General features: G+C 59.1%; 14 protein-coding genes. 1 reads left to right on the top strand and 13 read right to left on the bottom strand.

Features of this window, described 5'->3' with window-relative positions:
- Window positions 1–134: 134 nt before the first annotated feature.
- The 13 genes from trpA to HWX74_RS10495 all read right to left on the bottom strand — a co-directional run bounded on the left by trpA (window position 135) and on the right by HWX74_RS10495 (window position 11,691).
- Complete coding sequence (gene trpA, locus HWX74_RS10555; protein ID WP_176013498.1) at window positions 135–908, bottom strand: tryptophan synthase subunit alpha; 774 nt, start codon at window positions 906–908, stop codon at window positions 135–137.
- Window positions 905–2,104: a tryptophan synthase subunit beta gene (gene trpB, locus HWX74_RS10550; RefSeq protein ID WP_176013497.1), complete on the bottom strand. Its 1,200-nt coding sequence runs from the start codon at window positions 2,102–2,104 to the stop codon at window positions 905–907. Before trpB ends, trpA begins: the two co-directional genes overlap by 4 nt.
- A complete protein-coding gene (locus HWX74_RS10545) occupies window positions 2,101–2,715 on the bottom strand; it encodes a phosphoribosylanthranilate isomerase (RefSeq protein WP_176013496.1) in 615 nt (204 codons plus the stop codon). Before HWX74_RS10545 ends, trpB begins: the two co-directional genes overlap by 4 nt.
- Complete coding sequence (trpC, locus tag HWX74_RS10540) at window positions 2,712–3,500, bottom strand: indole-3-glycerol phosphate synthase TrpC (RefSeq protein ID WP_176013495.1); 789 nt, start codon at window positions 3,498–3,500, stop codon at window positions 2,712–2,714. Before trpC ends, HWX74_RS10545 begins: the two co-directional genes overlap by 4 nt.
- Window positions 3,497–4,510, bottom strand: coding sequence for an anthranilate phosphoribosyltransferase (trpD, locus tag HWX74_RS10535; protein ID WP_176013494.1), 1,014 nt, complete (start codon window positions 4,508–4,510; stop codon window positions 3,497–3,499). The genes trpC and trpD overlap by 4 nt, the downstream gene beginning before the upstream one ends.
- A gap of 4 nt (window positions 4,511–4,514) precedes the next feature.
- Window positions 4,515–5,102: an aminodeoxychorismate/anthranilate synthase component II gene (locus HWX74_RS10530; protein WP_176013493.1), complete on the bottom strand. Its 588-nt coding sequence runs from the start codon at window positions 5,100–5,102 to the stop codon at window positions 4,515–4,517.
- A 20-nt stretch (window positions 5,103–5,122) separates the two neighbouring features.
- The gene (locus tag HWX74_RS10525) at window positions 5,123–6,601 is read right to left on the bottom strand and encodes an anthranilate synthase component I family protein (protein ID WP_176013492.1); all 1,479 of its coding nucleotides are present in this window, start codon (window positions 6,599–6,601) and stop codon (window positions 5,123–5,125) included.
- 455 nt (window positions 6,602–7,056) lie between these two features.
- Window positions 7,057–7,542, bottom strand: a complete 486-nt coding sequence (locus HWX74_RS10520) for a hypothetical protein (RefSeq protein ID WP_176013491.1) — start codon at window positions 7,540–7,542, stop codon at window positions 7,057–7,059.
- A gap of 6 nt (window positions 7,543–7,548) precedes the next feature.
- Complete coding sequence (locus HWX74_RS10515) at window positions 7,549–8,589, bottom strand: helix-turn-helix domain-containing protein (RefSeq protein ID WP_176013490.1); 1,041 nt, start codon at window positions 8,587–8,589, stop codon at window positions 7,549–7,551.
- A gap of 172 nt (window positions 8,590–8,761) precedes the next feature.
- On the bottom strand, window positions 8,762–9,964 hold the full coding sequence (gene xseA / locus HWX74_RS10510; RefSeq protein WP_217704928.1) for an exodeoxyribonuclease VII large subunit: 1,203 nt from the start codon (window positions 9,962–9,964) through the stop codon (window positions 8,762–8,764).
- Between the two features lie 99 nt (window positions 9,965–10,063).
- Window positions 10,064–10,714 (bottom strand): site-2 protease family protein, encoded by a 651-nt coding sequence (locus HWX74_RS10505; RefSeq protein ID WP_176013488.1) that lies wholly within the window; start codon window positions 10,712–10,714, stop codon window positions 10,064–10,066.
- Between the two features lie 20 nt (window positions 10,715–10,734).
- On the bottom strand, window positions 10,735–11,058 hold the full coding sequence (locus HWX74_RS10500) for an NGG1p interacting factor NIF3 (protein ID WP_176013487.1): 324 nt from the start codon (window positions 11,056–11,058) through the stop codon (window positions 10,735–10,737).
- A gap of 3 nt (window positions 11,059–11,061) precedes the next feature.
- On the bottom strand, window positions 11,062–11,691 hold the full coding sequence (locus HWX74_RS10495) for a tRNA (guanosine(46)-N(7))-methyltransferase TrmB (RefSeq protein ID WP_217704927.1): 630 nt from the start codon (window positions 11,689–11,691) through the stop codon (window positions 11,062–11,064).
- Window positions 11,692–11,995: 304 nt separating this feature from the next.
- Between HWX74_RS10495 and HWX74_RS10490 the strand changes: the two genes are divergently transcribed.
- Window positions 11,996–12,445: a low molecular weight protein arginine phosphatase gene (locus HWX74_RS10490; protein WP_176013485.1), complete on the top strand. Its 450-nt coding sequence runs from the start codon at window positions 11,996–11,998 to the stop codon at window positions 12,443–12,445.
- The last annotated feature ends 20 nt before the right edge of the window (window positions 12,446–12,465 follow it).

The following is a 12,465-nucleotide window of genomic DNA, read 5'->3' as shown; positions in this document are numbered from 1 at the left end:
TTGACGTAAGCGCCGGAAATGCCCGGCGCTTTCAGGGGAGTAGCTTCGCCCGTTGGATACGGACGACCAGCGGATTCCGCCCGCTGGACTGCGGCCGGGTACGACCCGGAGCGTTAACTTTTATTTTATGATATTCATCGCAAGGCAGACGCCATCGAAGCGACGAACTCCCGCAACTTTTCCGGCTCCTTCTGGCGGCGCACCACCGCGCTGCCGATGACAATCCCGTCGGCGTGGCCGGCAATCATCTTCGCCTGTTCCGGCGTGGCAATGCCGAATCCGGCCACGACCGGGACCGGCGACTGCCGGCGCAGGCGCTGCAGCTGCCCGGCCAGATCGGCCGGAAATACGCTCTGTTCGCCGGTAACACCTTTGACGGTGATGTAATAGACGAAACCGGAAGCGTGCCGCAGAATCCGTTCCGCCCGGTCCGGCGGCGTGGTTGGCGCGATCAATTGAATCAACGCCAGGCCGGCCGGTTCCAGCGCCTGCACCAGCTCTTTCTGTTCTTCCAGCGGCAAATCAACGACCAATATCCCGTCGATGCCGGCGGCGGCGGCATCCCGCGCCAGTTGTTCCAGGCCGTAACGCAGCAGGACATTGTAATAAGAGAAAAGTATCAGCGGCACTGACGATTCTTTCCGGATGGCGACAGCAACCGACAGGATATCGCCCAAAGTGACTCCCTGCCGCAGCGCTTCCTGCCCGGCAGCCTGGATGACCGGCCCATCGGCCATCGGATCGGAAAATGGCACCCCCAGTTCAATCATATCGGCGCCGGCGGCGATCATCGCCTTCAAAGCTTCAATGCTGTCGGCCAGCGTCGGATAACCTACCGTCGCATACAGCGTCAAAGCGGCACGCTCGGCGGTACGGCAATGTTCGAAAACAGCGGCAATGCGGTTCATCGGTAAAACTCCTCTTTTCGTGAAACGTGATATTGTTTGAGATTGTCCATGTCCTTGTCGCCGCGGCCGGAAAGACAGACGACGATATTCTGTTCCGGCGGCAGCGTCGGCGCCCGCTTGATCGCTTCGGCCAGCGCATGGCTGGATTCCAAAGCCGGAATGATGCCTTCCCGGCGCGACAGCAGGTCGAAGGCGGCGACCGCCTCATCATCGTTGACCGCCACGTAATTAACCCTGCCGCAGTCGTGCAGCATCGCATGTTCCGGGCCGACGCCGGGATAGTCCAGCCCGGCCGACACCGAAGTGGTTTCGACGATCTGTCCGTCGTCGGTCTGCAGCAGATAGGTCTTGCAGCCGTGCAGCACCCCGACCCGGCCGCCGCAGATGCTGGCGGCATGACGACCGGTTGCCAACCCCCGGCCGCCGGCCTCGACGCCGATCAATTCCACGCCGGAATCTTCCAGGAAACCGCTGAACATTCCCATCGCATTGCTGCCGCCGCCAACGCAGGCGATCACCTGATCCGGCAACCGGCCGGTGCGTTCCAGAAACTGCCGGCGCGTCTCGGTGCCGATCACCGACTGGAAGTCGCGCACCATCGCCGGATACGGCGCCGGTCCGGCCACCGTACCGATGACGTAAAAGGTATCGTCGACAGTGGCTACCCAGTTGCGGATCGCCTCATTCATCGCGTCCTTCAGCGTGGCCGAACCGCTGGACACTGCGGTCACTTCGGCCCCGAGCGCCCGCATCCGTTCGACGTTCGGCTGCTGCCGGGCGACATCGACCGCCCCCATGAACACTTCGCAATCGAAATTGAACAACGCCGCCACCGTCGCGGTCGCCACGCCGTGCATGCCGGCGCCGGTTTCGGCGATCAGCCGCTTTTTTCCCATCCGCTTGGCGATCAGCGCCTGCCCGACGGTGTTGTTGATCTTGTGGGCGCCGGTATGGTTGAGGTCTTCCCGTTTCAGGAAAATCCGGGCGCCGCCGAGCGCATTGCTCAGATTCGCCGCATAGTAAAGCGGCGACTCCCGGCCGATGTAATCATGCTGCAGCGCCTGCAATTCCGCCTGAAAAGCCGGATCGCGGCGGCAGGCGTCATATTCTTCCCGCAACGCTTCAAGCGCCGCCATCAGGGTTTCAGCGACAAACTGGCCGCCGTAATTGCCGAAATAAGTGGGAATCGGTTTCATCGTTCTATTCCTTTCAACCGTTGAAAAAATTGTTCGATCAAATAAGCGGATTTGACGCCGGGAGCCGCTTCCACCCCGCCGGCCAGGTCGACGCCGGCCGGCTGCACCGCCGCCGCGGCCGACCGGATATTCACGGGGGTCAACCCGCCGGCCAGCATGACCGGCCGCCGTCGCGCCAACTGCGCCGCCAAAGTCCAGTCGCAAAGTTCGCCGGAACCGCCCCGGCGGCTGTCGGCCACCAGGCGCTCGGCCGGAAAGGCGGCGGCCGCCGCCAAATCTTCGGCCGCGCCCAAATGAACCGCTTTCCAGACCGGATAGCCGGCCAATTGCCCGGCCACTTCGACCGTCTCCCGACCATGCAGTTGAACGATTTTCAAATGACAGAACGCCATGATTTCCAGCATTTCCGCCGCCGGCCGGTCAACGAAAACCCCGACGGTACGGGTTTCCGGCGGCAGGCCGGCGACCAGCCGGCGCAATGCGTCCGGCGCAATATAACGCGGCGAAGCCGGATGCAGTACAAAACCCAGATAATCGGCGCCGCACGCCAGAGCTTTCAGCGCATCTTCCCGGCGCGTCAGGCCGCAAATTTTGACTTCCAGTTTCTTCATCGGATGAATTCCCGCAATTTTTCACCCGGCTTCTCCGCCCGCATCAACGCTTCGCCGATCAGAAAACCGTCGGCGCCGGCGTCGCGCAGCCGATTGAGATCGCGGCGGTTGTGGATGCCGCTTTCGGCGATGACCAGTTTGTCGTCCGGAATCAAATCCAGCAGATGCCGGACGATTTCCAAATCAGTGACGAAACTGCGCAAATTGCGGCAATTGATGCCGATCAATTCGGCTCCGCTGTTCAACACGGTTTCCAATTCACTCTCGGTATGGATTTCGCACAGGGCGGTCATCCCCAGTTCGTGGGTCAATTTCAGCAGGAAATCGAAACGGGCCGGGTTGAGGATCGCCGCAATCAGCAGCACCGCGTCGGCCCCCAGCGCCCGCGCCTGATAAATCTGGTAAGGATCGAAAATGAAATCCTTGCGCAGCAGCGGGATATCGACCGTCCGGGCCGCCAATTGCAAATTTTCGGTCGAACCGCGGAAATAATACGGTTCGGTCAGCACCGACAAAGCGGCGGCGCCCGCCTCCGCCAATGCCCCGGCCAACGCCTCCACCGGAAAATCGTCGCGGATCAATCCTTTGGATGGCGACGCCTTTTTCAGCTCGGCGATGACTCGTACCCGGCGACAGTCCCGGAACGGTGCCAGAAAATCCCGCGGCGGCGGCAATCCGGCAATCGTTCGTTTCAAATGGCTCAACGGCTTGGAACGCCGGTCGTTACGGACGATCAACTGATTGTGATCGACGATCATATTCAAATAATCCATCAAACTTTTCATCCCCGGCTCGCTTCCAGCAATCGTTCCAGCTTTTCCAACGCGGCGCCGGAATCCACCGCTTCGGCCGCCAACTGCATTCCAGCCTGCAAAGTTTCGGCCCGGCCGCCGACGACGATCGCCGCCGCCGCATTCAACAGCGTGATCGCCCGCGGCCCCCCCTGCCCGCGGCCCGCCAGCACCGCGGTCAGGATCGCCGCATTGACTTTGGCGTCGCCACCTTTGACGCTGCTCAGCGGATAGGACTCCCCCAGAATCAGTTCCGGATACAGATCGTAGGTACGAACCGCTCCGTCGCGCAATTCGGAAATCCGGGTCGGCACATCGCAACTGATCTCATCCAGGCCGTCGTGGCCGTGCACCACCATCACCCGGGAGGATCCCAGCTCACGCAGCGCGTTGGCGAAAAGCTCCGTCAATTCCGGCTTGAAAACGCCGAGCAACTGGCCGCGAGCCCCGGCCGGATTGCACAATGGCCCCAGCAGATTGAACAAAGTCCGGAATTTCAACTCCCGGCGGACCGCCGCCACCTGGCGCATCGCCGGATGAACCTTCGGCGCAAAGAAAAAGCCGATGCCGTGTTCGAGCAGACACTCCTCCATCCGCAGCGGATCAGCATCCAGGTTGAAACCGAGCTCAGCCAGCACATCGGCCGAACCGCATAAGCTCGAAGCGCTGCGGTTGCCGTGCTTGGCGACCGGCACGCCGGCGGCGGCGGCAACGAAGCTCACCGTCGTCGAAATATTGAAGGTATTCAGGTGGTCGCCGCCGGTCCCGCAGGTGTCGATGACCGGCAGATTGCCGGAATCGATGAACCGGGCATGGCGCCGCATCGCCCGGGCGCCGCCGACGATCTCCTCGCAGCTTTCCCCTTTGATTTTCAGCGCGGCCAGCAAAGCGCCGCTTTGCGCCGGCGTCAACTTGCCGTCCATCATGCCGTCAATCACCGCCGCGGCTTCCGCCGCCGTCAACGACTGTCCGTCGACCACCCGGTTCAAATATTGTTCCAGCATCGCTTCAAACTCCTTTCCGTTCCGCTGCCAGCGCCAGGAAATTGGCCAGTTGCCGTTTGCCGTTGGCGCTCAGGATCGACTCCGGATGGTACTGAATGCCTTCCAGCACGAATTCGCGGTGGCGGACGCCCATCACTTCACCGTCCTCGCTGCGGGCGGTAACCATCAATTCCGGAGGCAGGGTCGTTTCATTCAGCGCCAGCGAGTGGTAACGGACCGCCGCAAAATTTTGCTTCAAACCGGCGAACAGCCCTTGGCCGTCGTGCGAAATACTGGAGAGCTTGCCGTGCATCAACCGTCTGGCCCGGACGACCTCGCCGCCGAACGCACAGCCGATCGCCTGATGCCCGAGGCAGACGCCGAGCATCGGCACACGGCCGGCAAAATGCCGGATCAGCGGCACCATGATGCCGGCATTCTCCGGACGGCCGGGGCCCGGCGACAGAACGATCGCGTCGAGATTCTCCAACGCGGCGATTTCCTCCAGCGTGATCGCATTGTTGCGCCGCACCAGCAGCTCGACGTCCAGTTGATAGAGATATTGGGCCAGATTGTAAGTAAAAGAGTCAAAATTATCGATCAGCAGCACCATTTTTCAACCTCGCAAATGTTTCAATTCAATTTCAAGCCGTTGGCGGCCAGTTCCACCGCTTTGAACATCGCCATCGCTTTGTTCAGCGTTTCCTGATATTCCGTTTCCGGCACCGAGTCGGCGACGATGCCGGCGCCGGCCTGGATCGACAACACCCCGTCCTCAATCAGCATCGTCCGGATGGTGATCGCCAGATCCAGGTTGCCGTCGTAACTGATGTAGCCGACCGCACCGCCGTAGGCGCCGCGCGACTCCGGTTCCAACTCGCGGATCAGCTCCATCGCCCGGATTTTCGGCGCGCCGGAAAGCGTTCCGGCCGGAAACGCCGACCGGACCAGATCGAAAGCGTCGAAGGAGTCGTCCAACTGCGCTTCCAGATTCGACACCAGGTGCATGACATGCGAATAACGTTCCACCTGCATAAAATCCCGCACCTGGACGCTGCCCGGCGCCGCCACCCGGCCGAGATCGTTGCGGCCCAGGTCGACCAGCATCAGGTGTTCCGCCCGTTCTTTCTCGTCGCGCAGCAGTTCATCGGCCAACTGCCGGTCGGTCGCTTCGTCGCCGCTGCGCCGTCGGGTACCGGCAATCGGCCGCAAACCGGCAGTCCGCTGCTGCAGTTTCACCATCGTTTCCGGCGAAGAGCCGATCAGATATCGGTCAAAATTCTTGCAGAAATACATGTACGGCGACGGATTGACCAGCCGCAACGCCCGGTACAGGCAAACCGGGTCGACGGTAAGCGGCGCCTGGAAACGTTGCGACAAAACCAATTGAATCGCCTCGCCGGCGGCAATTTCCGCTTTGCCGCGCTCCACCATCCGGCAAAATTCCTCCTTGCTCATATTGGCTTGAAATTGAACCATATCGGTTACAGCCGGCGCCGGATGACCGGCGCCGCCCAGTTGTCCGGCCAACGCTTTCAATCGTTCCAAACCGGTATCGTAAGCGGCCCGGGCCGACGGATAATCGTCACTGTGCAACGCCACCGACAACAGCAAAGTGTGACGCATGTTGTCGAAAGTGATCATCTCGTCGGTCAGCATGAATTGCGCCACCGGGCGTTCCGGATGGTCTTTGGGCGGCGGCAACTCTTCAAACAGGCCGGCCGCTTCGAAATTCAAACAACCGATCGCCCCGCCGGCCAGCGGCGGCAAACCCGGCTGCCGCACCATCACCGCGTCGCCGAGCACCTGCCGCAACGCCGCAAAACCATTCGCCGCCCCCGCCAGCGGCCGCCGCCCGGCGCGGTCGGTCAAATACGGCCGGCCCGCTTCGACCGTAAAGGTCGCATAGGGATTCAACGCGATAAACGAGTAACGGCCGTGGCGTTCGCCGCCCTCGACGCTTTCCAATAGAAAAATTTGATCGCGGCCGGCCAGTTTGCTCAGAATCGACACCGGCGTCTCCAGATCGGCCAGCAACTCCCGATACAGCGGGATGATGCAATGCGGCCGATAAAGTTTTTCGAATTCTTTGAAATCCGGTTTGGTATTCATCTTGTTTTCAATCCTTCATTTCCTGTTGATCAATTGCCATAAAAAAGCCCCGTGAACCTTGCTGATTCACGGGGCTTGCACGTTTTCGAAATCCTCAGTCCGTCGCGCCGGGCGGCCGCGACGCGGCCGAGCGCCGCGAATCATGTCGAACGCGTTGCCACCATCCAAAAAAGTTGTTCAAACTGCAATTCATCTTCTCAATATTCCATATCTTTCAAAATAAAAAAAAGCGGATTGAATACTTCATTCAATCCGCGAAACTCCAACCAAACGGCAAAAACTCACAGCGGCCTCAACGGATTGCCTCCTGATGCCACCAGCGCCAAAATTTTACCGAAACCGAATTCATTCAATTCCAATCTTTCATTTCTTCTTCAGATTGTTTTCAATATAAACATATCGGCGTAAAATACAAATCGCCGAATTGAAAAAATCTTCAAAAAAATATCGTGGCCTCACTCTTCGATCAACTGATACGCGCCGTAATCCAGCACGCCGCCATCGGGATCCATCCACTCGCCGGCCGTTTCATTTTCCGCATTGTCCGGCTCGCCCGGCGAACCATTTTCCGGCGTAATCTCCGGTTCGGCGATTTTCTCTTCCGGCGGCATTTCCGGTACCGAGTCGGAAATGTCGACCACGCCATCCTCCTCCGCTGCCGTCACTTCCGGCTCACCGCCGTCCTCCGCCGTTCCGGTCAGCTCCGTCACCCGCCCGGTCGCCGCCCCGATCGCTTCATTGACCTTACCGGTTCCCTGCTGCAGCCAATGGTCGACCGTACCGCGCACCCCGGACATATCCACGCCCTGCCGTTCAAGCGCCGGCATGCAGAGAAACCAGAAGAGGATCAGCAACACCGCAATCAGTAAAATCAAACATCCGAGCCGCTGACTGAGTTTCAGCGGCCCGGAACCGTTTTCCGGTGGTTTGTTTTCTTCCATGAACCGTTATTCCTCGTCGGCCTCCGGTTCCGATTCGATCTCCGGGTCCAATTCGATCTCCGGGACCGGATCAATCGCCGGATGCGGCGTCACCACCGGACGGATGGTCACTTCCAGCACCGGCAGAAAACGCCGGGCATCGCTGGCGACCAGATCCAGCGGCTGCACGCAGCCGGTCAGGCCGTTGCGCGATTTCAGGCGCAATTCGAACTTGCCGCCGTCCAGCGCCCGCAGCACGATGCCGCCTTCGACCTGCTGATCCGGGTGACCGAGCAGGATGGTAACCTCCAGGCCGACCGCCATCCCGACCGACATTCCATCGATCACCAGCACCCCGATCGTTCCCATCGGCATTTTTTCCAGTTGAATGTGCTTTTCGGCATTGGCGATTTTGTCGATCCAGTCCGGCTGCTCCCAGTATTCGAACAGTTCCTGCGCCCCCATCAGCGCCACCGGCCGGCCGCTCTGATCGTAGGCAATCGCCTCTTCGCCGATTTCCACCATCGGCGTCACGCTCGGCGGCGCATAGCTCAACGCCGGCTGATAGCCCGGCGCCACCGAATAGGCGCCGGGCGCCTGCCACAACAACGGCGCCACCTCCATCAATTCGGCGCTCTCACACTCCAATACGGCGCTCAACCGCAGCGCTTCATCCGCCGTCGGCCGGCTTTCACCGCTATTTTCCAACGCGTTGAGCCGGGCGACGGTAATGCCGGTCCGCTTTGAAAGCTGCCCGATCGACAGACCGCGGCGGGTCCGATACAACCGCAGCAATTCATTGAACGGCGATTTGATGTTGTCAATGCCGATCCGGATACGAGTCAACCAATCTCTTAATTCCAGAGATTGACTGCATTCCAATGATAAAACCTCACAAATTTTATCCAACTGCTGCATACTGGGAACAATTTTTCCAGTGAGCATCTGGGAAACCGCCGAACTGGAAACCGACAACTTGCGTGCCAATTCCTGCTGGCGGATTTTATTGGTGACCAGATACATCCGAATGCGCTCCCCAAACATTTTCTTCAATGGAGTTATAGCCATCAGCATTTACCCTTCATAGCAAATATTGTTTAACCCTCGCGCAACTTACTCCTCAGTTGCGTTCTTCTGTCAACTAATATAGTTAACCCTGAGCTTAATGACAAGCCGTTTTTCGTAATGGTTATCAAAATTTTAACTTTTTTTGCTTTTTTTCTCGCTTTCAGCAAGAAATTTATGTCGTTATGATGCGCTCCACCGTCATATCCAAAGCGAAATCGGCCAATTGCGCCCGCACCGTTTCCCCCGGACGCACCATCTCCGGCCGGGTGATCAATCCGCCGCTTCCATGCTCCAGCAGGGCATAACCGCGTTTCAGCACCGCTTGCGGGTCCATCGCCTCCAGACGATTTTCCGCCGCCGTCAGCCGCCGCAGATTCATCTCCAGCCGGCGGCCCAGCACCCGCTGCAGCCGTTCATACCGTTCATCCACCTGCTGCATTTTGATCTGAACCAGGTGTACCGGCTCACGGAACACGTAACTTTGTTCGGCCCGTTTCAGGCGCTGCTGCGCCTGCTGCCAGCACCACCGCAGCGCCTGTTTCAAATCCTTTTCAAACCGTTGCAGCCGGGTCAAAAACTCTTCGCGCCGCCCGATGACCAGCTCCGCCGCCGCCGAAGGGGTCGGCACCCGCAGATCGGCGGCAAAATCACAGATCGTAAAGTCGATCTCATGGCCGACCGCACTGATCACCGGGATGCGGCTGGCAGCCACCGCCCGGGCCAGGCGTTCTTCATTGAACGGCCACAAATCTTCCATGCTGCCGCCGCCGCGGGTCACCACCAGAACGTCGGCACCGGCGGTCCGGTTGAAAAATGCAATGCCGGCGGCCACTTCGGCGGCGGCGTTGACACCCTGTACCGCCGCCGGGTAAATACGAATGAACAAATTGGGAAAACGACGCTCGACAATCTGCAAAAAATCCCGCAATGCGGCCCCGTCGGCCGAAGTGATCACCCCGATCCGGCGCGGCAACTGCGGAATCGGTTTTTTGCGGCCTTCGTCGAACAAACCTTCCGCCGCCAGCTTCCGCTTCAACTCCTCGAAACGACGCTGCAGCTCCCCCTGCCCGACCGGCCGCAAGGTCCGGATCGTGAACTGGTACTCGCCGCGCGGCGGATAAACGGTCAATTTGCCGAACACCTCCAGCGACATGCCGACGGCCAGATTCATCGACCGGCAGAGTGTCGCGCCGCCAAAATAAGCCGCCCGCAACTGGCAGGCATGGTCTTTCAGCGTCAAATAGACGTGACCGGAACGATGAATCGTCAACGTGCCGACTTCCGCCCGAATCCAGAAAGGCATCAGGCTGTTCTCAATCAGGTCCCTGACCGCAGCATTGACTTCACTGACACTCCAAACCGGTTCTTCGCTCATCGCCTCCTCCTGCAACAACCCTTCCCGCACATTTACATTTCCCGCCAAACCAAAAAACGGCAACCCGTATCGAATTATTTTCACCGAATGCCTGATTCTTCAGAAAAAAAACCGGGCAATCCAGTCGATGCCGTAGGTCCAGCCCCAAACCGCCAGCCCCGTTCCCCAATAGCCCAGGTATTCCAACCAGACAAACCCCTTGATAAAAAGCAGCAGCACCAACCCGATGGTCACGCCGGCAAGCACTTCATTGTTGACTTTCGCCAGCAACCGGGGAAAATAATTGACGACGACGGCCCAGCCGTCCAATCCGGGAATCGGCAGCAAATTCAAGACAGCCAGGATCACATTGAGCACCGCGCCCCTGGCCATCAGCTGCCACAGCCCTTCGGATTCAAAATAATAGCCAACCGCCGCGACCGACGAAAAAATCAGGAACAATCCAAAATTGCTCAACGGCCCGGACAAAGCCACCCAGGCCGCGCTGCGCCGGCCATGCCGCATACGCGACGGATTGACCGGCACCTGCCCCCAGGCAATTCCGCACAGCAGAAACATGATCAGCGACCAGACTCCCATCTGGACAAACGGATTGAAGGTCAAGTGGCCGGCATCCGCCGCAGTCGTATCCCCCTCCCTCAGCGCCGCCCAGGCATGGACGAACTCGTGGGTACAGATCGAAAATACCACCAACAGCAGAGAAGAGAAAAAATAATACGGATCGTCAAACAGATTGTGAATAAAAAACATCGCGCCGACTCTCCATTCGTTTATTCCACGTCCACCGGCCAGCAATAAAATGCCGGCGTTTCATACGGATGGGCGCGACGCAACGCCTCCAGCACCGCCACCCGCACCCCGGCAGTCATCAACAATTCCAGCTTGACTTCTTCGACGGATTCGGCCACGCCGGGCCGGCCGAGAAACGGATTGCTGCCATCCAATGGACGGAACTGCCCCCGGCCGACGGTCTGCCAGCAGCAGCAGTCGTAATTGCCCAACCGGCCGGCGCCGGCCGCGAACAAAGCCGCTTTAAGCTCCTCCGCATGCGAAGCCGGCACATAAACTTCCAATTTGAAAACAGTATTTTTCATCGCTCAATGTCCGATCGTGACCGGCGGCGGCTCCACGCCAACCCAGAGATGATGATGGACCGTCTTGCCCTCCGACTCCCAGCGTTCCTCGAAATCGCTTTTCAAATCGGCGAGCGCGGCAAGCTGTTCCGGGCGTTCCTCGAACAAACCGGAAGCCGCCACCACCTGCCGCACCTGCTCCAGGTAATTCATGTCATCCGTCGAAAAATGCCAGTGGCCGCCGCTTTTCAGCACCCGGTGCACCTGGGTCAAAAAATCGGAACACAGCAAACGGTTGCCGCGATGCCGCCCTTTCGGCCAGGGATCCGGGCAGAGAATGTGCAGCCGGTCCAGGCACCGGTCCGGCAGCATGATGCCGAGCAGCATCCGGGCTTCCACCCGCAGCGCCACGATGTTGTCGACCTGTTCCCGTTCATTGCGTTTCACCAGCTTGCGCAGGCGGCCGATCATCACATCCGCCGCCAATACCAGCGTTTCAGCGTCCCGTTGGGCCAACCGGGTGGTAAATGAACCTTTGCCGCACCCCAAATCGAGTTCGACCCGCCGTCTGCCGCGCGCCAGCGCCGCCACCGGCAGCACGGTGTAGACATCGGTCAAAATGGTGATATGGCGATCCTCTGCTTTCGATTCCATCATAAATTAAAATAAATAATAGATTGTTTTAAAAAATTTTCCGGGATATATATTACAGACGTTTCAAATTATAAATCTATATTATAAACGCTTCCACGGCATTGTGCAAAGCCGATTTTCCGGTTTTCAACAAAAATCTCACTTAAAAATCGGCCCGCGGTCATCCCGGCAAAAAAACATTTCAAAAGTTTTCATTCTCCGGCGACAGTGCTATATTATGTTTTCACGAAACATCCGCCGCCCGGAACGCCCGCAACGCCTTCCGGCACGAAAAAGCCTCGAAACGGGAGAGTCAAGAGAAGCAATGAAAACCATCCTGTTCGTCTGTACCGGCAACAGTTGCCGCAGCCCGATGGCCGAAGCCTATTTTGCCGCCCGCTGCCGCGCCGCCGGGCGCGATGACATCCGGGTCGGCTCCGCCGGCTTGTATGCCGCCGACGGAGCGCCGGCATCCGCTCAAGCGCTGACGGTGATGGCCAATCGCGCCCTGGACCTGAGCCGTTTCCACAGCCGCCGCCTGACCGCAGTTCTGCTGGCGGAAGCCGAATGGGTGGTGACGATGACCCGGTCGCACCGGGCGGCGTTGCTGGCCGCCTGGCCGGACTGCAGCGGTAAAGTGCGCACCCTGCTCCCGAACGGCGACATTCCGGACCCCTTCGGCGGCTCGGTCGCCTGTTATGAACAATGCTTTCTGGCAATGCAGCCGGCGCTGGATGCGTTATTCGAACAACTGACTGTATCATTTTCGACCTGAAATATTATTGACTGGAGGAA

Source organism: Victivallis sp. Marseille-Q1083 (assembly GCF_903645315.1).
In the GTDB taxonomy this organism is placed as follows: Bacteria; Verrucomicrobiota; Lentisphaeria; order Victivallales; family Victivallaceae; genus UMGS1518.
The sequence above is the reverse complement of the archived record's forward strand: the minus strand, read 5'-3'. Positions and strand labels throughout refer to the sequence as shown.